Genomic DNA, 25,213 nt, shown 5'->3' on the forward strand with positions numbered 1-25,213 from the left:
CTGATCCCTCACGGGCTGCGCGACGGGCGGATCCCGGGCATGCGAACGGCTCGGCGAAACCGGGACGGTGCGCTCCGCGCCCGTGCGTGAGCTCTCACGCCCGGGCGGAGAACGGCGGTGCGTCGGTCAGTTCTGGTTCACCGGCCAGACCGCCGCCGGATCGCAGTGGGCCGGGCAGGCCAGCAGGTAGACCTCGTTGCCGAGGAACAGGTTGTACATGTCGGTGCCGACACCGTAGGGCTGCTCCGGTTGGCCGGAGTGGGTGACGAATTCCATGTGTTCCGGTACCTGGCACATGTACACCAGCTCCGCGCCGCACGCGCACCGGTAGGACTCGGGGGACTGCGCCCACGACGGCCTTCCGCCCACCTTGAACATCCGGGCTCCCCGCCCCCGCCGGACTGGGGCGTCCGTGAAGGGCCGCAGTGTCAGCGGCAGGGCGCGCACGGCCGGTTCGGGCTGCGCCGCCGGCTGCGCCGCGTCGCGCTGGAGCAGTACCCGCCAGAAGGGCCGCGGGTGAGGCGGCTGCGGAGCGTCCCAGTACCGGGGTACGAGCCGGCCCTCGTCGCTCAGTTCAGGGTTGGAGGCGTCGTTGTGGGCGCGGCAGTGGAAGACCAGAAGGTGGTCGCCGCCGAACGGCCCCAGGTCGTCCGGGAGATCGAGTTGGAAGAACAGCGACATCCGTTCACCACAGAAGCACTCCGGCCACTCCTGGCCCTCATCGAGGAAGGGCCAGCCACCCACGGAGTTCCGTGTCGGGCGGTCCAGCGGTTCGGTGCCGACCTCGAGCACGTAGGCGGCCAGTGGGGCCCGCGTCGCGATCTCCGCCACCGTCGCCTCGGCCGAGGGCGCGTCCGGCAGCGGCGGCGCGGTGGCGAGGTCGAGACCGAGCCGGGCGAGCACCGAGTCCACGGCCCGGTGCAACTCGTCACGATCGTCGCAGTAGCGGCGGGCCTGCTCCGCGTGCTCCTCGTACAGGCGCCCGAGAGCCGAGATCTTCACCACCTCGGTCCAGTCGTCCGTCCAGTGGCCGGTCAGCGGAGCGCGCAGCACATCCCGCATCACCTCGACCACCGCAGGGCTGCGCACGGGGGCGAGCAGATCGGCCAGCAGGACCCGGGACGTCCAGTCCGGCAACCGCCAGTACAGATCGACGAGCTGGGGCACATCCTCGGACTCCACCTCCCCCCGAGCCGACTCGATACCGGCCATGTCGTGCGTACGCACCATATGTTCGAACTCGTTCGATCCCCACATGATCCGCAGCCTAGACCCGAGGTCTGACACACCGGATCGGCACCGCGTCCGGCAGGGTGGGCGGGCCGGCGCGTCGCCGGGGCGGCCTGCCGGGTCCGAGGCGCGTGGCCGGGGCCTTGCACAGCACGTGGAACGTGAGGGTGACCGGCGGGTGGCTGCCCCGGCGGTCAGGGGGTCACGGCGGGTGCAGGTGGGTGTGGAGGGCGGGCAGCTCCGTCCGGAGCCGCTGATCGCGGTCTTCCGCCGAAGCCGGTGATGACCCTGCCTCCGGTGTCCCGGGCGGGATCCAGGTCGCCCGGCGCCGCCGGCGCCACGGGCTGGGACAGAGCAGCACGAGCGCCGCGCCCAGGACGCTACCGTCCCTCCCGGTGAGGCGGAACAACGCCTCCGTCGACGTACGGCGGGCCTACGCGGCCGGGACGGGGCGTGCCGCCCATGCCTGAGCCTGTCCCGAGGTGCGCTCCTTGAGGGCGAGGACCAGTGGTTCGCCGGCGAAGGTACCCACGGGGACGACGGCCTCGTCGGGGCGGGGCCGGGACCGGATCACCCCGTCCCGGCCGATGGCGAACATCATCCGTGACTGCTTCTCGGGGTCGTCCGAGCCGCACGGCCGGATGCCGATGCCGGCGGCGTCGCCGTCGGCCTTGAGACAGAAGTCGGGAGCGGCCATGTTGTGCAGCCGCCCCTCGGAATCCAGCGCCCAACGCTGCGTCGGGGCCGATGTGCAGGTCGCGGCCACCGCGTCGGCGTGCTTCTGCACGCGTTCGTTCTCCACGTCGAGACACAGACCGCTGTCCGTGTGCACCAGCTGGGCGGTGACGCCGACACGGATCTGGGTGGGCGGCTGGCTACGGCTCGCGGACACGGGCGGGCTGCTCGGCTCCCGATGCGGTGAACCACCGGCGGGCCGGCCGTGGTCCAGCACCGCGTTCGTGACGGTCGCGGCGACCACGGCCGCGGCGGACACGGCGAGTGCGGCGGTGAGGGCCCGGTGCTTCGGGGCGGCACGATGGGCCGGGCCGGAGCCGTGGCGCGTGCCGGCCCCCTGGATCGTGTCGGTGGGCGTCCGGGGAGATGCGCCCGGATCGCCCGCGGCGTCGGACCGGTCCCGGGGTTGCGGTGACGGCTCGAAGGCCCCGCGGGCGGGGCGACCGGCGGTGTAGGCCGCTCCGCCCCACACCAGCAGTCCTTCGGCCAGGGCGGTCCGCGGCTCGTTCGACAACCTCGTCAGTTCGTCCAGCAGTTGCGTGCACGGGGCACAGCCGGCCAGGTGCGCGACGAGGTCCGGATGGCGTCGGGTGTCCTCCGTGTGTGAGGCGGTCTCGATGATGCGGTCGAACCCCTGGCACTCCGTGGTGCCGTGGGATGCCAGGTGTGCCTTCGCGTGGGCGTTCTGCAGTGCGAGTGGGGCCTTGCCCCTCAGGCCGGGCACGGTGCGCGGGGGAATGCCCAGGTACCGGGCCACGCTGACGTCCGGCTCCTCGTCGACGACCGAGTACCACAGGACGCCTCGTACCTGCTCGGGCAACTGGTAGAAGGCCCTGAGCATGACACCCGGCGCGTCGCGCTGGACGGCGCCTGACGGGGACGTCGGTGAGGCCAGGGGCTGTTCGGCGTTCCGCGCCCACGTCAGGAAATCGGTCCGCAGCCACTCCCGCCTGCCGTCAGCCGTCCACAGGAGTGCCGTCCTGGCCACACAGGTGAGCGCGTGGTGGCGCCAGGTGCCCAGGGGGTCGATGCCGCTGCGCAGCTCTTCCACGGCACGGGTGAAGGCCTCCGCGGCAAGGCGGTTCCCGGCCGTCTCGTGGATGGTGCACCCGCGCGCACAGGTCAGGACGGCGGGCAGGTGCCGCTGGCGGAGTTCCAGTGCCGCCGGGCCGGCGCTCTCGTCCTGGGTGCGCAGGAAATCGGTGAGTTCTGTGTCGGACAGCGATGCGTACGTGGGGGTTGTGGAGTCAGTGGGGTGATCTGTGCTCCCGACGTCCGAATGTGTCACCTTGGGCCTCGCTTCCTCGTATCGCCGGATTCACGGGTTGCGGCGCGCTGCCGCGCCGAACGGCGCCGGTGGATGAACACGGCCTGGCTGCCGCCCGCAGGGAGTGACACGGCGATCTCGTAGGGACGACATAGTGAGCGGTGAGGGGGTGCGGCGTAAAGGGATACCGGCGGTAAGTGCCTTGCACAGGAGGATTTTCGGGTGTTGACGCGGGAAGCCGCCGGATTCTCATGAGGAGTCGTGAGGGTCTGTGGGGCCTTGGCCCCATGCCGGACGGTTGACGAGTTTGCGCTGCGGTCAAGGGATTTGACGGGTGTGCCGTGCGGACGGGGCTCGCGCACCCGTGCAGGATGCCCGGCCGCGTTTGGTGTGGGAGAGCCGCAGGCGGCGCCGGACGGGCAACCGCAGTCGCCCACGGCCGAGTTCGCGGAAGCCTGGTCACACCAGGGCCCTTCGGGTGGCATGCGTGCGTTCGCAGCGGTTTTGCGGACGGGTGACTCCGGAGCGTGGAACGGAATCCGGCTGATCGCCGGCCGGTCCCGCTGCCGTGTGCATGCACTGCTGCACGGGTCGGCGATGTGGTGGGACTGCGCGCCCCGGACGTTCTGCCTCAACCGCGCACGGACGAAGGACGGTTCGGGTTCCGGGTCCCGCTGTTCCGGCGGGACGAGCAGGAACGACGCGTCACCGGGACCTTGAGGACCGGTAGGCGAGTCCGGCGCCCGTGGCGGTGGAGAACCTCCAGGTCGTCGCCGCCCGAGCGGTGCATTCCACGCCGTCTCGCGGAAGGTGGCGCAGTGTAGCGCCTCGCCATGGATTCGGTAGTTCCGCTTGACGCGGGCTGTGGTGGACCGTTGTCCTTTCGACTCCCAGGGCCGCGCAGCAGCCCACGTCCGGAAGGCACCCGAAGTGAGTCCCCGAATGCGTCGTACCGCCATGACCGCGGCAGTTTCCGTGATGACCCTCTCGCTCGGATGCGGGGCGTCGAACTCGACGGAGAAATCCGGCGAGGTGAGCCGGTCCAACGGCAACGACCTCACGGTGGGACTGCTGATGCCGGAGACGACGAACACGCGATACGTGAACTTCGACTACCCCATCATCAAGCGCAGGGTCGCCGAACTCACGGAGAACCAGGGCAAGGTCGAGTACGCCAACGCGGGCGCGAGCGCGAGCAGACAGGCCCGGCAGATGCAGGAGATGATCGACGGCGGGGTCGACGTCATCCTGCTCGACGCCGTCGACGCGCACGCCATCTCCGGCCTGGTGAAGAAGGCCAGGAGCGCCGGCGTTCCGGTCATCGCCTACGACCGGCTCGCCGAGGGCCCGATCGACGCGTACGTCTCCTTCGACAACGAGCTCGTCGGGGAGGTGCAGGGGCGCACCTTGCTGGCGGCGCTGGGGCCGGGGGCGAGCCCCTCCACGAAGATCGTCATGATGAACGGCTCGCCCACCGACCCCAATGCCGCGCAGTTCAAGGAGGGCGCTCTCGCCGAGCTGAGGGGCAAGGTGACGATCGCGAAGTCCTACGACGTCAAGGACTGGAGCCCGGACCTGGCCCAGACCCGTATGACCGAGGCGCTCGACGCACTCGGCGCGGAGGACGTGGCCGCCGTCTACTCCGCCAACGACTCCATGGCGGGCGGCGTCGTCAAGGCCATGAAGGCCGCGGGTGTCAGCAGCATGCCGCCGCTCACCGGTCAGGACGCGGACCTCGACGCGGTGCAGCGCATCGTCACCGGCAAGCAGTACATGACCGTCTACAAGCCCTACCCGGACGAGGCCGAGGTCGCCGCCGAGATGGCCGTCGACAAGGTCCAGGGCAAGAGCATCCAGTTCGACGCCCTCACCCAGGACCACGTCGACAGCCCGACCGACAAGGGCATCCCGGCCCAACTGGTCACGGTGAGCGCCCTGACGCAGAAGAACATCAGGGAGACGGTCGTGGCGGACGGCATCTACAAGATCTCCGACATCTGCATCGCCAAGTTCGCGGCGGCCTGCCGGGCGATCGGCCTCGACTAGTGCCGCAACAGGCGACGTCCGCCCCGTCGCGGCGCCCGGCACGCACTCCCGCCGCACCGGCCGAAAGCCCGAGTACGCCCAGTACGAGGACTTCCGGCCGGCACGCCGGGAGCACGCACCGGACGCCGCTCCCTGACGGGCGAACGTTGCCTGCCGCGGCACGGGGAACCGCCGTCCGGTGCGTCGGGGCCCGCGCGTACGCCGCCGGTGGTTCCCGGGTCCCGGTGCGCTCGCGCGCGGTGGTCCCGCTCTGAACCGCCGACCGCGTCCGCCCCCTCCCGCACGCATCTGATCCAGCGGCTCCGGCCGCCCGTGGAGAGCGAGTGGGTCAGTTGTATTCGGCAAGCTGCCAAGCACGAACATCGGCGGCGGTTTTCCGACATGGACGATAGTCCCATGCCGTAATTCGTCAGTCACCGGGGTCCGGCGGTGAGCAACGTTCAGCATTGACGTTTCGCCACCATGTGGAATCACCGCGTACGCCCTGCGTGTTCCTTTCTGCTGCGCTGCTTCCGGCGCGCGGCATTCAGAGCCGGCGGGCACGGAGAATTGCCCCCACCGTGCCGCAAAAGAAACCCCACTTCGTCGATCGGATGGGTGTCACGGTGAACATCGCGTGTCCGTCGGCCGTATGTCTTCAGTGGGGGAAAGCAGAGAAAGGAGAAGCCAGTGTCAAGAAATAGATCGACACGGTCGCCACGCGTGGTGCGGAGGGACCGGGCCCGGCGCTGGAAGCGGTCGAAGCTGACGGTCGCGCTGGTCGGCGGGCCGGTGATCCTCGCGGTCGTCGCCGGATCGGTGTTCGCGGCGGGCAGCCGTCACCACCACCGCCGGCAGGCGGACGGCGGGGCCTCCGCGCAGCCGGCGCAGGCCGGCACGCCCAATCCGGACTGCACACTGGTGGTCCCCGACCACCCCCTCACGGCCCGCGGCCTGGCCACGCCCTACGAACTCGTCGCAACGGATCCGGCGAAGGGACCGTGCCACGAGTCCCATCCGGATCAGGCGGCGTTCGTCGAAGCCGTGATCCTCACCAAGGACGGCAAACTGACCGTCTACAACCCGCTGGTGGTCGACAAGGGCACGAAACCGGCCGCACGCCCGGTCCGGCCCTCGGTGCCGGCGGGCTCGACGGTCGGCATATGGTTCGGTTTCAACAACGCCCGTCTGACCCTGCGGGCGAGTCGCCGCTCCGACAGCCTCGCTCAGGGCAAGTGCGTCAACGGTGTGGGGGGCTCGATCTTCGGCCAGTTCGCCTACTGCAATGCTCCGGACTTCTTCAGAGCCGCCAACGACCGGATCACCGACAAGCAGCTCGCGATTCCGGCGCTCGGGACCGCCAAGGACGGCCTGCCCTGCCCGACCACGAGGGACTTCTCCGTCGTGGACCAGGACGGAAGCGACAACGTGGTCACCCACTACCTTGCCGACGCCCGCGGCCGGATAGCCCAGAACAACGCCGCGAGCGTGAAGGCGATGAGCAGGGCAAGGCGCATCGACAACCGGGGCGACCGCCATCACCACCATGACGGCCGGGCCAGGTCGGCACAGGCGGCCACCCCCTCGGACCTGGCCAACGGCAGCGACAACCTGCTGCTGACCCAGTTCATGGATCCGGCCCTGGGCTGCAAGCCGTTCACCGCGCCGAACCAGTCCAGCGACGGCCGGGCCACGTCAGCCCTGGCGCTGGACGAGCTGTCCGCCGCGGCCAACCAGAAGGCCCCGATCGCGTTGATCCCGCAGAACGACCCGATGACACTGGTCGACGGCCGCGCCAGTGCCGAGAAGACCAACGCCTACCGGGCGGGGGTCAACATGCCCGCCCTCGGCTCCGACGCCGATGGTGACGGGACCTCGTACTGCAGGACCCTCTTCAGCGATCCCTCGGGCATCCAGCGGGTCTTCAAGGACAAGTCGCTCTTCGAGAAGGCGCCCTCGCCCGACCCGGCGACGGCCCCGAACCTCTTCGGCTTCCTTGCCGCACGTGCCGCCGGGACCTTCAGCGACCTCGGCTGCGACACCCTCCTCGGCGTCTCCAACCCCGTCACCCTGACGACGGACGGCGACGGCAGGGTCACCGACGCGGTGCTGACACCGCTCGGCCAGGCACCCGCGTCCCCCGAACCCACGGACGGCGCTTCCCCGGCCGAGCCGCCGAGCAGCACCTCGTCCCCCGCAGGTGACGGCCCGACCGCTTCGGCCCCGTCGAGTGCCGGGCCTCCCGCCTCAGCCTCCGCCTCAGCCCCCGCCTCAGCCCCCGCCTCAGCCTCTGCCGGGACCGCGAAGCCGTCCCGCGGGACCGACGTCAGGTACTGAGGAGACGCCGGCCGTCCCGCTCGCGCTACTCCGCTCCGGAGGCACTCCGCCCGTAGCGTGCCGGGGCGACGACACCCCCACCGTCGACCTCCGCACCCGCACCCGGCGACCGGCAGCGCCGTCCCGCTGCCGCTCGCCCGCACCGGTCGGTCATCCGCCCGACCCGGCGCCGGCGGCACCCGCCGCCCGGCCGCACCGGGTGCCCGGCCGCACCGGGTGCGGCGCACCGTCCCGCCCGGGCGGGACGGCCGTTCAGCCGAGTTCGGCGAACGACTCCACCGTGTGCGTCTTGCCGGTCACGACGATGACGTCGCCCTTCTGCACGACGGTCTCGGCGGTGGCGTAGGTGAAGGCCTCGCCGGGGCGTTTGACGCCGACGACCGTGACGCCGTACTTGCTGCGCACATGGCTCTGGCCGAGGGGCAGTCCGGTGACGATGTCCGGGGCGACCGTCTTGACCAGGGCGTAGTCGTCGTCGAACTCGATGAAGTCCAGCATCCGGCCGGTGACCAGGTGGGCCACGCGCTCGCCCGCCTCGTGCTCGGGCAGGACGACGTGGTGGACGCCGAGGCGTTCGAGGATCTGGCCGTGCTGGCGGCTGACGGCCTTGGCCCAGATGTTGGGCACCTCCGCCTCCAGCAGGTTGGAGCTGACCAGTATGCTCGCCTCCACGTCGGTGCCGATGGCGACGACGGCGCTGGTGAACTCGTGGACACCGAGCTGGCGCAGTGCCTCCCCGTCGGTGCAGTCGGCGACGGCCGTGTGGGTGAGGGTGTCGCTGTACTTCTGGACGAGGCGGGTGTCGGTGTCGAGACCCAGCACGTCCCAGCCGCGGTGCATCAGCTCATTGGCCAGCGAGTAGCCGAAGCGGCCCAGGCCGATGACGGCGACCCGCTGGTCACCGGTGCCCCGGGGGTGGGGCTCGGCGCGGCGTTCGCGGCGTCGGCGGCGCAGGGAGTGGAGGTAGTTAGCCAATGACGGGTCGCTCCTCGGGCAGTTCGTAGCGGCGGGTGCGCTCGCGCAGGGCGAGGGCCGAGACGAGGGTGATGGGACCGAGGCGGCCGATGAACATCAGGCCGACCAGCAGCAGGTGCCCGCCGGTGGGCAGGCCGGCGGTGATCCCGGTGGACATGCCCACCGTGCCGAAAGCGGACACGACCTCGAACAACACGCTCTCCATCGGGTACCCCGTCATTGCCAGCAGGGTCAGCGTGGAGGCTATGACGACGCCGATCCCGGCCAGGGCCACGGTCAGGGCCTGGCGCAGGGTGTGCGGGGCCAGCCGGCGCCCCAGCATGACGGAGGCGGGCTCGCCGCGCATCTCGGCCAGCATCGCCGCGGCCAGCACCGCGAAGGTGGTGACCTTGATGCCGCCGGCGGTGCCCGCGCTGCCGCCGCCGATGAACATGAGCACGCATGTCATCAGCAGGGTCGAGGCGCGCATCGCGTCGATGTCGAGGGAGTTGAAGCCCGCCGTGCGGCTCATCACGGAGTGGAAGAAGCCGTCGAGGATCTTCCCCGCCACGGTGTGCGGACCGAGGGTGCCGGCGTTGGTCCACTCCAGCAGGCAGGTCAGCACCGTTCCCGCGGCGAGCAGGACGACGGTGGTGATCACCGTGAGTTTGGTGTGCAGGGTCCAGTTGCGGCGCCCGGTCGTACGGCGCCGCCGCCGGTGGCGCAGGAGTTCCAGCAGGACCGGGAAGCCGATGCCGCCCAGGATCACGGCCGCGGCGATCGGCAGGAGGATCCACGCGTCCTGCGCGTAGCCGGTGAGGCTGTCTGCGTGCAGCCCGAAGCCGGCGTTGTTGAACGCCGACACCGCGTGGAAGTAGCCGAGGTAGACGGAGTCACCGATGCTTTCGCCGTACCCTTCGCGCAGGCGCACCGCCAGTACGGCGCCGACGGCCAGTTCGACGGCGAGCGTCGTGCCGGCGACGCCGAGCAGCACCCGGCGCACGTCCCCGATGGCGAGGCTCCTGGTCTCGGCCTGGGCCGTCAGCTGCAGCCGCAGCCGCAGCCGTCCCGAGATGAGCAGGGCCAGCAGCGAGGCCATCGTCATGATGCCGAAGCCGCCGACCTGGATGAGGGCGAGGATGACGCCCTGCCCGAAGCCGCTCCAGTACGTTCCCGTGTCCACGACCGCCAGACCGGTGACGCAGACCGCCGAGGTGGAGGTGAACAGCGCCGTCACGAAGCCGGGCTCGGTGCCGTCCGCGGAGGCGATGGGCAGGGACAGCAGCACCGTGCCGACGACGATGACGCCCGCGAACGCCACGACGACCGCGCGGGCGGGATGGACGGCCAGGAGCGACAGCCGCGCCCGCGCCTTCGATGCCGGTCCCGCCACCGCTGTCCCTCTCCCGTCCGCCCCCGTCTGTCGTGACGGTCACCCTGGTGTGCCTGCTGATGCCGGGGACTGCCAAGATCCCGGCCGCACACCCTACCCGGGGACCTCGGCCGGAGCGGTGCGAGGTCCCGGGTGGCGCGGTGGAGTGCGGTCCGGGCGTCCGGCGCGGGGTGCGCACCGAAGGCGGTTCCGGCGGGCCCGGCGTGCTCGGGGCGGCACACCGGCGCCGGTGCGTTCCGGGAGGACGGGGGGTATCGGGAGGGGCACCGTCGGGACGGTCCCGGGGCTGGTGCCGTCGGCGGGACGTCCGACGCGGGTGCCGCCGGTGCGTCCCCGGGGCAGGGGCGGTCACCCGGGGCGCCGCCTGCTCAGCCGGCCAGGGGGTCCAGGGTCAGCGGCTCGATGCGGCCCTCCAGCATCTGGCCGAGTCCCTGCACGGCGCACACGTCAGGGCGCTCGGCGATGGCCACCGGCATGCCGGTGGCCTGACGGAGCATCTGATCGAAGCCGGGGAGCAGCGCACTGCCGCCGACCATCGTGATGCCGCGGTCGGCGAGGTCGGCCACCAGGTCGGGCGGGCAGTCCCGCAGGACCTTGCCGATGCCGTCGAGGACGGCCGTCAGCGGGGTCTGGATGGCGTCGCGGACGGCGGCGGTGTCGATCTCGACGGAGCGGGCGAGGCCGGTGGCGACGTCGCGGCCGTGGATCTCGGTGGAGGCCGGTCCGTGCGGGGAGAGCCCGTTGCCGGACAGGGCGACCTGCAGGGGGCGGACCGACTGGCTGGGCAGCATCAGTTCGTGCGCGTGCCGCAGATGCTGCACGATCGCGTGGTCGACGGCCTCACCGCCCACCGGAATGCGCTGGGCGGTGACGATGGACCCGAGGGAGAGCACGGCCACCTGGGTCGTGGCGGCCCCGCACACCATGATCATGGTGGCCTCGGGCTGCTCCACGGGCAGTCCGCAGCCGACGGCGGCGGCGATGAGCGTGTCGACCAGCTCCACGCGCCGGGCGCCCAGGCCGACGAGTGTCTCGATCGCGGCGCGCTGGGCGAGCGGGTCGGCGTCGTGCGGCGTGCAGGCAGCGGCCCGAAGGAAGGGCTTGCGGCGCAGCTGGCGGCGGATCTTGTCGCCGATCAGGTGCCGCAGCATGCGCTGCGCCATCTCGATGTCGACGACCGTTCCGCCGGAGACGGGACGGGCCACCCGGATGTAGTGCGGGGTACGGCCGGTCATCCTCTCGGCGAACTCGCCCACCGCGATCAGCGCGCCGGTGCGGGTGTTCACGGCGGCGGCGGAGGGCTGGTCGACGACGAGCCCGGAGCCCTTGACGTAGACCCGCGTCCGCGCCGCGCCCAGGTCGACGGCGAAGTGGCAGCGGCGTAGCTGCTCCAGGCTGGCGGTCATGGCAGGTCCTCCCGAGAGCGCAGACCGTGGGGGCCGCCTTCGTGGCGGGCCTCGCTTTGCGTGGGCCGCCGGTTCGGCAGGCCGTACTCGCATGGTGCGCGGGGAGTGTCGGGCGGCGCCTGCTGGAGGGGGCCGGGCGGGGCGCCGCTGAATGGGGGGTTTTGCCGGTTATGGCGCGAAGTGAAATATAGGTACCACGTGGGGGCGCGGGTGCGGCGCCGACACCGGTAGATCGCGGTGCGGCGCCGACTCCGGTAGTGGAGTGGCCCCGCCGTGGACGCGCGTGCGGCGGCGGCGCCGCCTCCCTGGGACGGGGAGGCGGCGCCGCCTGTCTTGCCGGCTCGGGCCTCAGACCAGCCAGCCGATGAGGTGGACCAGGCCGGCGAGGACGTCGGTGAGCAGATTCATGCCGTGTCTCTCCTTGCGGTGATGCGTGGGGGACCAGTGCGTCGGCCACGGTCTGCAGCCCGTCGCTCGCACACCGTGAGTGTCGTCCGCCTCGCGCGCCGAAGTCGCTCCTACGAGCGCCGATCACCTGTTCCGGGGAACAGGTGATCCCCTGTTCGGATCACCCCCAGCTCGATCAAGTCCTGTGGCCTGACGCGGAGTTGATTCGCCGTCGCCGCCACCTCCTCCGGCGTCCGCTTGAGGATCGCGGCGGCCATCTCCGGCGCGATCACCGAGAAGTAGCTGTCGGGCGTGGCCCAGGTGCGACCGGGCGCCGCCAGCGCCAGGGCACCGCCGGAGCCGCCCTCGCCGATCAGCAGCGTGGTCACCGGAGTTCGCGCTGCGGCCACAGCCCCGAACAGGTCGGCGATGGCCGCGCCCGCCCCCTGCCGTTCCGCGTCCGCGTCGTTGGCCGCGCCCGGGGTGTCCACCAGCGTCAGCACCGGTACCCCGAGCCGGTCCGCCAGCCGGATCAGCCGGGCGGCGGTGCGGTAGCCCGCCGGGCGGGTCGCCCTCCCGGTCTGGGCGGCGAAGGCGACGGTGCGCCCCGCGTGTTCGCCGAAACCGCACCGCATGCCGTCCGGGTCCCTGCCGCCGCAGCGGTCGCCGGAGATCTCCACCCGGTCGGTGAAGTAGGCGCCGAGGTAGGCCTCCGCGCGGGGCCGGTGCCGGTCCCGCGCCCGGCGTACGGCGTCCCAGCCCGTGTCCGGCAGCTCACGCGTACCGAGCGGCACCGGCACCGGTGCGGGCTCCTGCGACGGCCGGCCGAGCAACCGCAGCCACCGGCCCAGCACCGCCCGCAGCTCCCCCGCGGGCACGACGGCGTCGGCCGCGCCGGCCTCGACCTGCGCCTCGGCCGTGTACGCGGCCGGGTCGGCGTCCGGCGGACGCACGCGGGAGCCAGCGAACCCGACCTGGGCCCCGGGCAGCGCGAGGATCACGTCGGCCCCCGCACCCAGCGTCGCCCAGCCGCCGCCTGTCGTCGGGTCGCGTACCACCGCGATCTGCGGCAGCCCGGCCTCCCGGGTGAGCACCGACTGCCGCGCCACGCGCTGGAGCTGGGCCAGCGCGAGCATCCCCTCCTGCATCCTGCTGCCCCCGGTCGCGATCAGCGCCACGACCGGCAGCCGGTGCGACCGCGCGTGGGCGTACGCCGCCTCCAGCCGGTCGCCGGTGCGCTCCCCGAGCGAGCCGCCGAGGAAGCCGAACTCGAAGGAGACCAGCACCACTCGGGTGCCCTCGACGGTGCCCGTGCCGCATACGACGGACTCCTCCTCGCCGGTGCGCTCGCCGGCGCGGGCGCGCGTTTCGTCGTACCCCTGCCAGCCGAGCGGCCCGCCCGGCACGAAGGGCCGTGCGGGGGCCTGTAGTTCGGTGAAGTCGTCGGTGACCAGGGCGAGGGCCCGGCGGGCGGAGAGCCGCTCAGCCATGGACCAGCGCCCGCTTCATGATCTTCCCCATGTCGTTGCGGGGGAGCGCGTCGAGGTAGCGGACCGTGCGGGGCCGCTTGTGCGGGGCGAGCCGGCGGGCGACATGGCCGGCCAACTCCTCCGCACCGGGCGGTGAGCCGGGATCGGAGGGCACGATCCACGCCACGACCCGCTCACCGAGGTCGGCATCGGGCTCCCCGGTGACGGCGGCCTCGCGCACTCCCGGATGATCGAGCAGCGCGTTCTCGATCTCGCCGGCCCCGATCTTGTAGCCGCCGCTCTTGATGAGGTCGGTGGCCTTGCGGCCGACGATGCGCACACAGCCGTCGGGGTCGCGCACGGCCATGTCCCCGGTCCGGAACCAGCCGTCCTCGGTGAACGCGGCAGCCGTGGCGTCGGGCCGGTTGAGATACCCGGTGAACAGGTTCGGCCCGCGCACCTGGATCTCCCCGACGGTCTCCCCGTCGTACACGGCGACGGGCGCGCCGTCCTCCTCCACCAGCCGCAGTTCCACCCCCGGCAGTGGCACACCCACCGTCCCCGCCCGCGGCTCGCCGCCGACGCGGACGCTCGTGTTCATCAGCGTCTCCGTCATGCCGTACCGCTCGACGACCCGCCGTCCGGTCGCCGTGCTGATCCGCTCGTGGTCGTGCAGGGGCAGTGCCGCCGACCCGGACACCAGCAGCCGGGCCCCGGCGAGTGCCCCGGCCAGGTGCCGGTCGGCGGGCAGGGCCTCGGCGATGCGGTGGTACATGGTCGGGACCCCGAAGAACATGGTGGCGCCGGTGGTCAGCTCCCGGGCGACGCCCTCGGTGCCGAACCGCCCGAGATGGCGCACCGAGCCGCCGCGCCGCAGCGGACCGAGGATGCCCAGCACCAGTCCGTGCACATGGAACAGCGGCAGCGCCTGCACGAGCACGTCCGCCCCGGTCCACTGCCAGACGTCGGCGAGCGCGTCCAGCGTCGCCGCGATCGCGCGGCGAGGGATGACGGCCCCCTTGGGCGGGCCGGTGGTGCCGGAGGTGTAGACGACCAGCGCCGGTTCGCCGTCCTCGGCCCGGCGGTCGTCGGGGACGGGGCCGGTGGCGTGGACGTCGATGTCGGCGCGCGGCACCGCGCCCAGGGACGCGGGCAGTTCGTCGCCGGGGGCGGCGAGCACCAGCGCGGGCGCGCTGTCGCCCAGGATGTGCCTGAGCTCCTGCTCCCCCGACCTCGGGTTGAGCGGCACGGCGGTCACCCCCGCGAGCAGCACGCCCACCGCCGCGACGGCCGTCTCCAGCGAGGGCGTCGCCCAGAGCGCGACCCGCTCCTTCCCGCGCACCTGCCGGCCCACCGCCCCGGCCGCCGCCGCGAGCTGCGCATAGGTCAGGGCCCGGTCACCGAACCGCAGGGCGGCCCGCTCGTCCGGGTCGCCCGTGAGGGCGGGAAAGAGGGAGGACACGGCAACTCCTTCGGTAGGGAACGACAGGGCCTTCCTACCCCGGGCCGGGCGTCGTCCGCCGCCGGCGGAGGTTGACGCCCGTCACGTCACGTCGCGGCCTGCCCGCCTCCCGCCGCACGATGGTGTCCCGGGAGCGCCGTCGGCCCCTCGGCGGGCCCGCACGGCTGTCACCGTCGCACGCCCGCACCGCGCCCTGCCCCGCCCCGGAGCGCCGGGCATGCCGCTCGACGCCGACCAGCCGCACCCCCTCGCGCGCGCCGAGAAGGGGAAGCCGTGTGCGCGGGCGGCCGTGACCGCCCGGGCGACGAGTGGCGGGAGACGGTCGAGGGCGGCGCGGGCGTCCGTACCGGAGAGCGACAGGCCGTCGACCCTGCCGTACCGCGGCGGCGGTCAGGCCGCCTCCGCCACATCTGCCACCACGCAGCTGACGTTGTCGGGGCCGCCGACGTCGTTCGCCGCGTCGATCAGCACCCGCACGGCGTCGTCGGGAACGGGGGCGGAGGACAGGAGCGCACGGATGCGGTCCTCGGGGACGACGGCGGACAGGCCGTCGGAGCACAGCAGGTAGCGGTCGCCGGGGCGGGCGTCGTGCAGGCGCAGGTCGGGGGCGGCCGGGGTGCCCGGGCCCAGGGCCTTCAGGAGCAGGGAGCGCTGCGGATGACTTGCCGCCTCCTCCTCGGTCAGCCGGCCCTCGTCCAGCATCGACTGCACCAGGGTGTGGTCGTGGGTGATGCGGAACAGCTCCCCGTCCCGCAGTACGTAGGCGCGTGAGTCGCCGATGTGCGCCAGGGCCAGCTGCGGGCCGCCCGTCCACAGGAGCGCGGTCAGGGTCGTGCCCGCGTCGCCGGGACCCCCGGTCGCGTCCCGCACCGCCTGGGCCGCCCGCTGCAGGGCGTCCTCCAGGAGGCCGAGGACACCGCCCGCGGCGGGCTCGGCGGTGTCCAGGACCCGCAGCGCCTCCAGCGCCGCGGCGCTCGCGGGCCCGCCCGCCCGGCCGTAGCCGTCGGCCACGGCCAGCAGCCGGCGCCCCGCGTGCGCCGCGTCCTGGTTGGCGGGGCGGACCCGGCCCCGGTCGGAGTGGGCGCAGTAGTGCAGTTCCAGCATGGTGGTGTCCTTCCGCGGTACGGCCGACAGTTGCTCGACGAGGAACGAGGCGAGGTCCCGCCGGGCCGCCGTCTCCGCCTCGACGCGTGCCCAGAACGCGCGGACCTCGCGGGCGGCGGCGGCCGGGACGAGGGTGCACACGTGGCGGATGTCGGCCAGCGGCATTCCCAGCCGCCGCAGCCACGCCACCAGCCGGGCCCGTTCCAACTGCCCGGCGGCGTAGTAGCGGTACCCGGTGTCCGCGTCGACCCGGGCGGGCCGCAGCAGCCCCAGCTCGTCGTAGAGCCGCAGCGCCTTCGGCGACAGCCGGCACGCCTTCGCGAAGGCGCCGATCGTCATCGTCGGCATGTCCGGCCCGTCCGGCTCGCCCGTGGAGTTCATGCGCACCTCTGCATCGCTCGCTCGTTCACGCCTCTGATGCTGGGGCTTCACCGAAGGGGAAGGTCAAGCGGCCGTCCCGGTTCCACCCGGAGCCCGGAGCCCGGAGCCCGGAGCCCGCAGCCCGGAGCCCGGCGGACACGCGGCTCCCCGGATCGCCGGGTGGGCCCGCCGGCGCGGAAGCCGCCGTGTCCGAGCCGGCCCTGACCGCGGTGCCGGGCCCCCGGTCGTGTTCTACGCGAGTCTCATGCCCTGACGGTAACGAGAGGATGTGGCAACGCCGTCGGGGCGACGCCCACTCCCGGCCCGGTCCGCGGCCGGGCGCGTCACTTCCCGCCCGGGCCGGCCACCCGGCCGGGGGACGGGGCACCGACCGCCGTCCGCTGCAGCAACCCCCAGGTGAACTCGGCGACGACCTCGTGCGGCACCCCCTGCGCGTCCGGTGCCGTGAACGCCAGACCCCAGCGGGTGGGGGCGGTGCCCTCCAGGGGGCGGGCGGGGGCGAACGCGCGGGCCGCCTCGTCGACCGTGCAGGACCAGGGGATGAGGTCGTCGAGGGTGCGCAGCGTGGGGCCGTCCGCGTCCGGCGCGCGGACGAGCCACTCGTTCCACACCGCGCCGTTCGGGCCGACCAGCACCTCGAAGCGCAGGTCGGGCCAGAGGGGGAGCGGCCACTGCCAGGCCGCGCACTCCAGGTCGCCGACAGCGCGCTTGCCCTCCCGCTCCGGGGTGCCGAGGACCGACCGGTAGCGGGACGCGGCGGAGCGGGCCCGGGGGGAGCGGACCATCGCCTGCCAGCGCTTGTTGGCCTCCCGCATCCCGGTGAGGGAGACCCCCAGCGCGCGCCGGGCGTCCGCGACCAGATCGGGGTTGTGGTCGGCCATGCGGCGCAGCAGGACCAGCTGGAAGTCGTGGGCGGTGAAGGGCTTCGCGGGTTCGCGGGAGGACATGCGTCCATCCTCGCCTCCGGACGGCGGCGTCGGGGACGGTGCCCGCGGGCGGTCTCCGGGCCCGCTGGGCCGGGAGTTTCCGGGGCCGCAGGGGCCGTTGCCCGTGATCCGCACGGTGACTAGCCTGTGTTCGTCATACCGGTCGCCTGTTGACATCCCGAACGCGGGCGCCGTCTCAGATCACCAAGGAGGAGGCCGGTCGTGGGACGCCTCGTACCTGCCGTGACCCGGGCTCTGGACATCCTTGAGCTCTTCCTCGACGGCGACGGCACCCTCTCCGCCCCCGACATCGTGCGCAAGCTCCGGCTGCCGCGCACCACCGTGCACGAACTGGTCACCACGCTCGCCGCCCGCGGGTACATCGCCCCCGTGCCCGGCCGGCCGGGACGGTACCGGCTCGGCGTGCGCGCCTACCAGCTGGGCAGCCGCTACGCCGAGCAGCTCGACCTCGCCGCCGAGGGCCAGCAGGTCGCCCGCGCCGTCGCCGAGACCTGCGACGAGACGGTCCACGTCGCCGTCCTCGAAGGAACCGACGTCATCTACATCGCCAAGGTCGACTCCACGCACGCGGTGCGCATGGTGTCGGCCGCCGGCCGCCGGCTGCCCGCCCACTGCACGGCGGTCGGCAAGATGCTGCTCGCCGCGCTGCCCGAGCAGGAACTGGCCGCACGGATCCCGGACGGTGCCGCACTCGCCGCGATGACCCCCCACAGCATCAGCGATCCCGCCGTGCTGCGCGACGCTCTCGCCGGGATCCGCCGGCGCGGGATCGCGGTGGAGAGCCGCGAGTCCAACCCGGACGTGAGCTGCGTGGCCGCTCCGGTCCGCGACCGCACAGGCCAGGTCGTCGCCGCGCTCTCCGTCTCCGTGCCCATGATCCGCTGGAACGACGGACGCCGCGCCGAACTGGAGCAGCTCGCCGCCAAGGGCGCCGCCGAACTCTCCGAACGCCTCGGCCACCGGAGCGAGGACCGCTCTCTCCCCGGCCCGAGGACCGGGGCGTCCACGGAGGGATCCCGATGACGGCGGACCACGAGGTGGCGGTACGGGCCGGGGCGTCGCTCGGCGAGGGGCCCACCTGGGACCCGGCGACCGGACGCCTGCTGTGGGTCGACATCCTCGGCTCCCGCGTCCACACCTACGACCCCTCGCCGGGCCGCCGCGCGGTCCGCACGACCGGGCAGCACGTCGGCGCGGCCAAGCCGAGGGCCGGTGGGGGCCTGGTCCTCAACCTGCGGGACGGGGTGGGGCTGCTCGACCCCGACGGCACCTTCCGCTGGCTGCACCGCGAACCGGTCCCCGGCCGCCGCGCCAACGACGCCGCCGTCGCCCCCGACGGCTCCCTCTGGGCCGGGACCATGCGCTACGACGAGGCCCCAGGCGGCGGCACCCTCTCCCGCCTCACCGCCGACGGTGCGGCCGGGACCGTCCTCGGCGACGTGACGGTGAGCAACGGCACCGGGTGGAGCCCCGACGGTCTCCTCATGTACTACATCGACTCCCCGACCCGCCGCGTCGACGTCTTCGACCGCAGGCCGGACGGACGCGTGACGGGCCGCCGCCCCCTCGCCGTGATCGAGGAGGGCGCCGGGTTCCCGGACGGCCTGACGGTCGACGCCGACGGCTGTGTGTGGGTGGCCCTGTGGGACGGAGGCGCGGTACGCCGCTACACCCCCGGCGGCCGCCTGGACCGCACGGTCGCTCTTCCGGCGCCGAGGGTCACGGCCTGCGCCTTCGGCGGCCCGGACCTGACGGACCTGTACATCACGACGGCCCGCGTCGGCCTGACGGCGCCGACGCCGCTGTCGGGGTCGGTACTGGTGGTGCCGGGCGCCGGGCAGGGGCTGGCGCAGCCCGCGTTCGCGGGGTAGCGGCCGGCGCCTTCCGGTGCCGGCGGGCGGGGGCGGGCGCAGTGGCGGGAGACCGCCGCGCGCCCGGTGCCCCCGGCCCCGGCGCCCGACGTCCTGCCGCCCGCGAGGGCTCGCGGCCCTCCGCCGTGGCACCCGGCGCCGGGCCCTGCCCGCCCCGGTGCTCCGCACCCGGGCCGCGCGGGCGGCGGGCGGTCACCTCAGTCCGGCACGCTTGAGCTCCTCCGAGGTCAGCGGCGGACCCGGCAGCGCCGGCTTCAGCGGTCCGACCACGGCCGCGAGCAGCACCGCCGGCGTCAGCAGCACACCCGCACCCCGCTCCAGCGACGTCACGTCGGTGACCCGCCGAGCGATCCGCCCGTTCCCCGTCGCGGTCAGCATCAGCCGGTCGACGTACCCCGCCACCAACCGGTCCCGTAGTGACGGGCCGTCCGGCGTCGCCCCCGGATAGAACACGTCCTGACCGATCGCCAGGTCCCAGCCCGCCGCGACCGGCCGGGCCACCGCGGCCTGGACGCGGCGGGCCAGCCCGGGCGTCCCCCACCCATGACGCCGTATCACCTTCCGCAGCAGCAGGGCGCTCTGGGCGCCGACCGCGAGTCCGTGCCCGTACACCGGGTTCAGGGCGGCGAGGGCGTCGCCGAGCACGGCGAAGTTCTCCGGCCAGGCCGGCATCCGCTCGTAGTAGTGGCGGCGGTTGACGGTGGTCCGGGTCACCGACACGTCCGTCAGCGGCTCGGCCTGCCCGATCAGGTCACCGATGATCGGGTGCCGCAGCTCGTCCCGTGCGAAGCGGACGAAGTCCTCCTCCGCGCCGGTCGGCTGCCCGCCCCGGGTACCGGAGAGGGTGACGATCCACCGTCCGTCCTCCACGGGCAGCAGGAAGCCCGCCCGTCCCGGCCCGCCGTCGCGCGGGTCGGGCTGCACGTTGATGATCGGGAAGGCCTCCCGGGCCGCCTCGGGGGCGAGGAAGAGCCGGCTGGCGTACACCAGGCCGGAGTCGACGACGCGGACCTCGGGCTCGGGCAGCCCGAGCGCCGTCAGCCACCGCGCGGCCCGCGATCCCCGTCCCGTGGCGTCGACGACGAACCCGGCCTCCACGGTCCGCTCGCTGCCGTCCCGGTGCCGGATCCGGACGCCGGTGACCGCCGCGCCGGTGCCGGTGAGGCCCAGCGCCTCGGCCTGTTCGACGACCTCGACGCGCTCGTCGGCGAGCACCTGTGCGCGGATCACGGAGTCCAGCAGGTCGCGTCCGGCCAGGACGACGTGGTGGGACTCGGGCCAGCGCCGGAACCAGCCCTGCCCGCTCAGCGCGACGATGTCCGTGGTGACGGGCTGCCGGCGGGCCCCGAAGTCCCGGAGCGCCGAGGTGATCCCGGGCAGCAGTTCCTCCGCCGCGCGCACCCCGCCCGACCAGAGCATGTGCGCGTGCCGGGCCTGCGGCAGTCCCTTGCGCGGTTCGGCACCGGCGGGCAGCACGTCCCGCTCCACGACCACGACCCGGTCGGCGAAGGCCGTCAGCGCCCGCGCGGCGAGCATGCCGGTGTGGGAGCCGCCCAGGACGACGGCCGTCCTGGCGCCGCCCGCGGCGGCGGTTCTGGCGGGGGACGCTGGTTCACTCATGCGCGGGCACGCTCTCTGCCAGGGCGGCCGCACGGGCGCGGACCGCTTCGATGTCGTCGTGCCGGCGCAGGACCCGGGACACGGCCTGGATCTCCTGCAGCAGGTACGCGGTGTCCGGTCCGGACGGGGGAGCGGTGCTGTCGGTCCGGGGAGTCCGCTCCCGGGCGGCGACGGCGTCCAGCATCGTCACGGCGGCGGCGAGGGCCTTCGCCCTCCCCGGTGCGAACCCGAGGGCGACGGCGGCCTCGTGCGCCCGCGCCCGCAGGCCCTCGTCGAGGTACCGGGAGAGCGGCAGCAACGCGTCGCGGATGAACGTCTCACGGCGGATCAGGCGCAGTTCCGCGGTGGAACGCGGCGCGAAGGGGGCACGCCCGCCACTGACGGTGCGCATCAGCCGGTACAGGGGCCGCAGCCGCCAGTGGTCGGCGCGGATCCGCCACCGCTCCTGGAGGTACTGCCCGCCGTGCGGCAGGATGAAGCCGACCGCGACCAGGGTGGCGGAGACACAGGCGGCCGAGGGCGCCAGTTCGGTGCTCAGCCAGTCGAGGCGGCCGGTCCCGGTCCAGCGGGCGGCGACGGCGGTCAGCTTGGCCGCGTCGAAGAGCAGGTTGGTGCCGTAGCCGATGCCCAGCAGCCGCAGCCCCCAGCGCAGCCAGGCGTCGAGGCCGTCGGTGCGCACCCAGTTCCAGATCAGCCGGGCCGTCACCGAGCAGGCGGCGGTGTGTGCGAGCAGGTAGAGCAGGATCTCCTCGCGCATGAACGGCGTGCGGGCGTAGTAGGTGTCCAGGTCGCGGGTGCGTTCGACGGGAACGTCGGCGAGGGCGAACAGCACCCACAGCGCCACCACCACACCGGTGTACACGACGACGACCCAGCGGGCCGCGCGGCGGGTCGAGCGCGAGCGGTCGGTGCCGTTGCGCCAGGCGACGATGAGCAGCAGCCACGACGCGCACAATGCGGTGAGCAGCGAGTACACCCAGGGCGCGGAGATGTTGGGCACGCCGGTGACGCGGTTGGTCCAGCTGATCGTCGAGGGGTAGGCGAAGACGAACACCGCGCACGCGAACAGGAGGAGCCCGCCGACACCCCGCAGCAGCGGGTCCCGCCACATCTTCACCAGGCTCGGCAGTTTGATGGCGAGCGCGACCGTGAGGGCGGCGATCGGCAGCCAGAAGGAGACGGAGAAGCGGCTGAGCAACCCGGCCGGATCCAGGGCCAGTTGGGCAGGGGCCGACATGCCCGCCGCAGCGGGGCCGACCGCGGTCAGCGCGCTCACCGCACCCGGCCTCCGCGTCTGCGGTACCCCATCGACCGCTGCACCGGGCCCAGGGGAGGCTCGCCGCCGCCGGAGGTCAGCGGGCGGAACGAGGCTGCCAGCCGGTGGCCGAAGTCGTCGGACTCGGCCTCCTCCCGTTCCCGGGAGCCGTTGCGGGCGGCGATGCTCAAGGCGGCGTCCTTCCAGTCGCGCGGGCCCGTCAGCGCGTCGGCGACGGCGCTGGCGGCGACGTGGTGATGGCGGTGGCCGGCGTGCACGTGCCACAACTCATGTCCGAGGATGACCAGTTGCTGCACGTCCTCGGCGCGCTCCTCGACGATCACCAGGTCGAAGTCGGTGAACTCCACCCACAGACCGGTGACCTCGATCTCGTCGGGGAACCTCTCGAAACGCAGTTCCAGGGGCCGCCCGCCGCGGCGTGCGCTCATCTCCTCGCACAGGGCCCGGCAGAGCGCGCGCACATCGGCCGGCGGCTCGGGTCTGCGGTGCACGGCTGCCGCGAGCTGGGCGGCGAGGTCGCGCATGGCAGAGCCGCGCCGCGAGCGTCGGCGCAGCGCCGCCACGAGGTCCGTCACGCCCTCTTCCCCTCCGTCCGTCTCGTCGGGTCCGCTGCGAGATTCCCGCTGCGTGACCGGATGTTCGAGCCTACGCGGCCGGAACTGTCCTCGTCATGTGATCCGGCGACCGTTGTTCAACCGGTAACGACCGAGGCTGTCCAGAAGGGCGGCGAGGAGGTGCTGCACGGGGTGGACGGGACCCCGAAGGGCGCGGACGGCCCGGAGCCGCTGTGCACGGACCCGGTCCCGGTGTCCCGGCCGGACGCGCCTTCGCGGTGCCAGCCACACGCCCGGTCGCAGCCGTGCCGCCGGCCCGGTGTGCCGGTGAACGTTCCGCATGTGAATGGCCGGAGAACGGCCTTCACAGAAGACACACAACGGTCGCACAGTCTCAGCAACGACCGAACACCCCCCACGGAACGGATGGTTCACCATGCCTGGCGCCTTCCTCATGAGCGGTGCGGTGGCCGCACTGCTCACCGGGACCACCGCCTTCCTGCCCGCCCAGCACGTCGCGTCCCCCGTGTTCACCGACCCGCCGCCCGACCGGATCGTCATCGATGTCGCGACCGTGAACGGATCCGGCTGCCCGCAGGGCACCGCGGCCGTGGCGGTCTCCGAGGACAACACGGCCTTCACGGTGACCTACAGCGACTACCTCGCCCAGGCCGGCGGCAATTCCGACCCGATCGCTTTCCGCAAGAACTGCCAGATCAACCTCGTCGTCCACGTCCCGCAGGGCTTTACGTACGCCATCGCCAGCGTCGACTACCGGGGTTTCGCCGCTCTCCAGTCCGGAGCGAGCGGCATGCAGAAGGCCTCGTACTACTTCCAGGGCTCACCGCAGACCGCGTTCCGCAACCACCCGTTGGACGGCCCCTACAACGACAACTGGCAGGCCACGGACGAGACGGACTGGGCCCAACTGGTCTGGGCGCCCTGCGGAGTCCAGCGCAACTTCAACATCAACACGGAGCTGCGCGTGACTGCGGGCACCACGGAGCCCGACAAGGTCAGCTTCATGACCATGGACTCGACGGACGGGGACATCGGCACGGTGTACCACATGGCGTGGAAGGAGTGCCCGTCGTCGCAGTGACCGCGCTGCCGGTCCCCCTTGCCCGGCCGGGCCCGCTCAGCCCGCCGCGGCGGGCCAGCCCGCGGCGCTGGGCCAGCCCGTCGCCGGCGCCGGGGTGAGCCCGTTGGTGCCCCTGACCTGGGCCGCGGTGAGTCCGCCCTGGGCAGGCACGCCGGGCGGTGTGATGCCCGCCGCAGCCGGCTGCGGTGCCGGAACGGGTTGCGGCACCGGTACGGGCTGGGGCGCCGGAAGGGGCTGCGGCACCGGCAGGGGCTGGGGTGCCGGAAGGGGCTGCGGCACCGGTGCCGGCTGCGTCAGCGGCTGGGGCGCCTCCGGCAGGGGTGCCGGGGGCGCCGTCGGGATCTGCATCCCCGCGCCGTTGGTGGCACCGACCAGCCGGTCCACCGCCGCCGTACCCGAGCTGTAGCTGGTCCCGGTGCCCAGCTCGGGCACGGCGGCTCCCCTCCTGGTCCCGTAGAGCACCTGTTCCAGGCCGGACACCAGGCGACGCACGTCGACCTGGGGGCGCACCACGAGCCGCAGGAAGCGGCTGGACGAACCGATCTTGTTGCCGCACTCGCGGACCAGGATCCGGTGCTCGGTGAGGAGCCGGTCCCGGACCGCGGTGCCCTCCGCGCCGACGGGCAGGCGCACGAAGAGGAAGTTGCCCTGCGAGGGGTAGACCGTCAGGCCCGGCAGCTCGGACAGCCGGCTCGCCATCTCCAGCCGGTCCCGACGGACCTGCTGCAGGCTCTGGGCGTACTCCGCGGCGTGCTCCTTCAGCATGAAGACGACGTGCTCGGCGAAGGAGTTGAGGTTCCACTTCGGCAGCATGGAGCGGATCCGTCCGGCCAGGGCCGGGTTGGCGACCAGATAGCCGAAGCGTACGCCGTGCAGGCCGAAGTTCTTGCCGAGGCTGCGCAGGACCACGACGTTGGGCCGGAGCATCGCCTCCTGGACGACCGAGGGTTCCGTCTCCGCGTCGGCGAACTCCAGGAAGCTCTCGTCGATCACGACCAGGTCCCGGTCGGCCATCGCGTCCATGAACTGCACCACCGCGTGCTTGTGCAGATAGCCGCCGTCGGGGTTGTTGGGGTTGCAGATCACCACCGCCCGCGTCCCGCGCGTGCGGACGAAGTCGGCGTACTGCGCCAGGTCCAGGGCGAAGCCGCCGGACTCCTGCAACGGGAACATGTCGACCCGCTTCCCGGTCTCCATCGGCTGGTCGGTCCAGCGCCCGAACGTGGGGACGGGCACGGCGAGCGACTCGCGGACCAGGAGGTGGTCGATCCAGGTGATCAGCTCCGTCGACCCGTTGCCCATCGCCACGCACTGCGGCGGGAGCTGGAGAAGGCTGCACAGTTCCGCGGTGATCGTGTCGGCGCTGCTCGGGTAGTACGTGACGATCTCCCGGAGGCGGGCCGCCATCTCGTCGAACATCGCAGGGGTGGGGAAGTACGGATTGCAGGGGATACAGAAGTCCGTCGGTCCCGCCCCGTCCCCGTCCTCCCGGGTCAGCGCCGCCATCGACGGGCTGTGCGCCGTGGTGCTGCGGAAGAGCGAGGTGACGTTGCCGGTCAAGGGGACCTCCGTGTCAGGGTGGCCCGTGCGGGGGAGCACGGGCCACCCTGAGATACGGCGGCGGCCCGGGCACCGTTCAACCGGTGCGGCAACGGCCGCACGGCGGGTTCCGCTTCATCGGCCGGGCAGGCGC

At 73.1% G+C, this 25,213-nt stretch carries 19 protein-coding genes; 5 read left to right on the forward strand and 14 right to left on the reverse strand.

The window, feature by feature from the left end; translation table 11 throughout:
- Positions 1-126: 126 nt before the first annotated feature.
- Positions 127-1,230, reverse strand: coding sequence for a hypothetical protein (locus tag I3F54_RS18775; RefSeq protein WP_240119975.1), 1,104 nt, complete (start codon positions 1,228-1,230; stop codon positions 127-129).
- A gap of 433 nt (positions 1,231-1,663) precedes the next feature.
- A complete protein-coding gene (locus I3F54_RS18780) occupies positions 1,664-3,253 on the reverse strand; it encodes a ricin-type beta-trefoil lectin domain protein (protein WP_240119976.1) in 1,590 nt (529 codons plus the stop codon).
- 936 nt (positions 3,254-4,189) lie between these two features.
- On the opposite strand from I3F54_RS18780, the gene I3F54_RS18785 reads away from it, so the two are divergent.
- On the forward strand, positions 4,190-5,278 hold the full coding sequence (locus I3F54_RS18785; protein WP_240119977.1) for a sugar ABC transporter substrate-binding protein: 1,089 nt from the start codon (positions 4,190-4,192) through the stop codon (positions 5,276-5,278).
- A gap of 702 nt (positions 5,279-5,980) precedes the next feature.
- Positions 5,981-7,594, forward strand: a complete 1,614-nt coding sequence (locus I3F54_RS18790; RefSeq protein ID WP_240119978.1) for a hypothetical protein — start codon at positions 5,981-5,983, stop codon at positions 7,592-7,594.
- Positions 7,595-7,846: 252 nt separating this feature from the next.
- Here I3F54_RS18790 and I3F54_RS18795 read toward each other — a convergent pair whose 3' ends face one another.
- The 8 genes from I3F54_RS18795 to I3F54_RS18825 form a co-directional block, all read right to left on the reverse strand.
- Positions 7,847-8,569 (reverse strand): TrkA family potassium uptake protein, encoded by a 723-nt coding sequence (locus tag I3F54_RS18795; RefSeq protein WP_240119979.1) that lies wholly within the window; start codon positions 8,567-8,569, stop codon positions 7,847-7,849.
- Positions 8,562-9,941 (reverse strand): TrkH family potassium uptake protein, encoded by a 1,380-nt coding sequence (locus I3F54_RS18800; protein WP_240119980.1) that lies wholly within the window; start codon positions 9,939-9,941, stop codon positions 8,562-8,564. The genes I3F54_RS18795 and I3F54_RS18800 overlap by 8 nt, the downstream gene beginning before the upstream one ends.
- A gap of 368 nt (positions 9,942-10,309) precedes the next feature.
- Complete coding sequence (locus I3F54_RS18805; protein ID WP_240119981.1) at positions 10,310-11,347, reverse strand: rod shape-determining protein; 1,038 nt, start codon at positions 11,345-11,347, stop codon at positions 10,310-10,312.
- 348 nt (positions 11,348-11,695) lie between these two features.
- Complete coding sequence (locus tag I3F54_RS32125; protein ID WP_275676413.1) at positions 11,696-11,827, reverse strand: hypothetical protein; 132 nt, start codon at positions 11,825-11,827, stop codon at positions 11,696-11,698.
- Positions 11,828-11,865: 38 nt separating this feature from the next.
- Entirely contained in the window at positions 11,866-13,224 is a 1,359-nt protein-coding gene (locus tag I3F54_RS18810; RefSeq protein WP_240119982.1) for a carboxyl transferase domain-containing protein, read from the reverse strand.
- Positions 13,217-14,665 (reverse strand): acyl-CoA synthetase, encoded by a 1,449-nt coding sequence (locus I3F54_RS18815; RefSeq protein WP_240119983.1) that lies wholly within the window; start codon positions 14,663-14,665, stop codon positions 13,217-13,219. Before I3F54_RS18815 ends, I3F54_RS18810 begins: the two co-directional genes overlap by 8 nt.
- 390 nt (positions 14,666-15,055) lie before the next feature.
- Complete coding sequence (locus I3F54_RS18820; RefSeq protein ID WP_240120042.1) at positions 15,056-16,117, reverse strand: MerR family transcriptional regulator; 1,062 nt, start codon at positions 16,115-16,117, stop codon at positions 15,056-15,058.
- A 356-nt stretch (positions 16,118-16,473) separates the two neighbouring features.
- Positions 16,474-17,097 (reverse strand): hypothetical protein, encoded by a 624-nt coding sequence (locus I3F54_RS18825; RefSeq protein WP_240119984.1) that lies wholly within the window; start codon positions 17,095-17,097, stop codon positions 16,474-16,476.
- 201 nt (positions 17,098-17,298) lie between these two features.
- Between I3F54_RS18825 and I3F54_RS18830 the strand changes: the two genes are divergently transcribed.
- On the forward strand, positions 17,299-18,120 hold the full coding sequence (locus tag I3F54_RS18830; RefSeq protein WP_240119985.1) for an IclR family transcriptional regulator: 822 nt from the start codon (positions 17,299-17,301) through the stop codon (positions 18,118-18,120).
- On the forward strand, positions 18,117-18,968 hold the full coding sequence (locus tag I3F54_RS18835; protein WP_240119986.1) for an SMP-30/gluconolactonase/LRE family protein: 852 nt from the start codon (positions 18,117-18,119) through the stop codon (positions 18,966-18,968). The genes I3F54_RS18830 and I3F54_RS18835 overlap by 4 nt, the downstream gene beginning before the upstream one ends.
- A 192-nt stretch (positions 18,969-19,160) precedes the next feature.
- Here I3F54_RS18835 and I3F54_RS18840 read toward each other — a convergent pair whose 3' ends face one another.
- The 3 genes from I3F54_RS18840 to I3F54_RS18850 form a co-directional block, all read right to left on the reverse strand.
- Entirely contained in the window at positions 19,161-20,504 is a 1,344-nt protein-coding gene (locus I3F54_RS18840; protein WP_240120043.1) for an FAD-dependent monooxygenase, read from the reverse strand.
- A gap of 76 nt (positions 20,505-20,580) precedes the next feature.
- Complete coding sequence (locus tag I3F54_RS18845; RefSeq protein WP_240120044.1) at positions 20,581-21,825, reverse strand: MAB_1171c family putative transporter; 1,245 nt, start codon at positions 21,823-21,825, stop codon at positions 20,581-20,583.
- Between the two features lie 35 nt (positions 21,826-21,860).
- The gene (locus I3F54_RS18850; RefSeq protein WP_240120045.1) at positions 21,861-22,388 is read right to left on the reverse strand and encodes a toxin-antitoxin system, toxin component family protein; all 528 of its coding nucleotides are present in this window, start codon (positions 22,386-22,388) and stop codon (positions 21,861-21,863) included.
- Between the two features lie 466 nt (positions 22,389-22,854).
- Between I3F54_RS18850 and I3F54_RS18855 the strand changes: the two genes are divergently transcribed.
- Positions 22,855-23,520, forward strand: a complete 666-nt coding sequence (locus I3F54_RS18855; RefSeq protein ID WP_240119987.1) for a DUF4360 domain-containing protein — start codon at positions 22,855-22,857, stop codon at positions 23,518-23,520.
- A gap of 36 nt (positions 23,521-23,556) precedes the next feature.
- On the opposite strand, the gene I3F54_RS18860 is transcribed toward I3F54_RS18855, so the two are convergent.
- Entirely contained in the window at positions 23,557-25,080 is a 1,524-nt protein-coding gene (locus tag I3F54_RS18860) for a histidinol-phosphate transaminase (protein WP_240119988.1), read from the reverse strand.
- Positions 25,081-25,213 lie beyond the last annotated feature (133 nt).

Origin of the sequence: Streptomyces sp. MUM 2J, from assembly GCF_022414535.1 — a bacterium.
GTDB lineage: Bacteria > Actinomycetota > Actinomycetes > Streptomycetales > Streptomycetaceae > Streptomyces.

Excerpts from the sequence above, each read along its gene's own strand:
- I3F54_RS18845 (WP_240120044.1), bottom strand. The coding sequence starts at position 21,825 with ATGTCGGCCCCTGCCCAACTGGCCCTGGATCCGGCCGGGTTGCTCAGC.
- I3F54_RS18855 (WP_240119987.1), top strand. The coding sequence starts at position 22,855 with ATGCCTGGCGCCTTCCTCATGAGCGGTGCGGTGGCCGCACTGCTCACC.
- I3F54_RS18825 (WP_240119984.1), bottom strand. The coding sequence starts at position 17,097 with ATGTCCTCCCGCGAACCCGCGAAGCCCTTCACCGCCCACGACTTCCAG.
- I3F54_RS18775 (WP_240119975.1), bottom strand. The coding sequence starts at position 1,230 with ATGGTGCGTACGCACGACATGGCCGGTATCGAGTCGGCTCGGGGGGAG.
- I3F54_RS18820 (WP_240120042.1), bottom strand. The coding sequence starts at position 16,117 with ATGCCGACGATGACGATCGGCGCCTTCGCGAAGGCGTGCCGGCTGTCG.
- I3F54_RS18850 (WP_240120045.1), bottom strand. The coding sequence starts at position 22,388 with ATGCGCGACCTCGCCGCCCAGCTCGCGGCAGCCGTGCACCGCAGACCC.
- I3F54_RS18840 (WP_240120043.1), bottom strand. The coding sequence starts at position 20,504 with ATGCTCGCCGCGCGGGCGCTGACGGCCTTCGCCGACCGGGTCGTGGTC.
- I3F54_RS18835 (WP_240119986.1), top strand. The coding sequence starts at position 18,117 with ATGACGGCGGACCACGAGGTGGCGGTACGGGCCGGGGCGTCGCTCGGC.
- I3F54_RS18810 (WP_240119982.1), bottom strand. The coding sequence starts at position 13,224 with ATGGCTGAGCGGCTCTCCGCCCGCCGGGCCCTCGCCCTGGTCACCGAC.
- I3F54_RS18785 (WP_240119977.1), top strand. The coding sequence starts at position 4,190 with ATGACCGCGGCAGTTTCCGTGATGACCCTCTCGCTCGGATGCGGGGCG.
- I3F54_RS18805 (WP_240119981.1), bottom strand. The coding sequence starts at position 11,347 with ATGACCGCCAGCCTGGAGCAGCTACGCCGCTGCCACTTCGCCGTCGAC.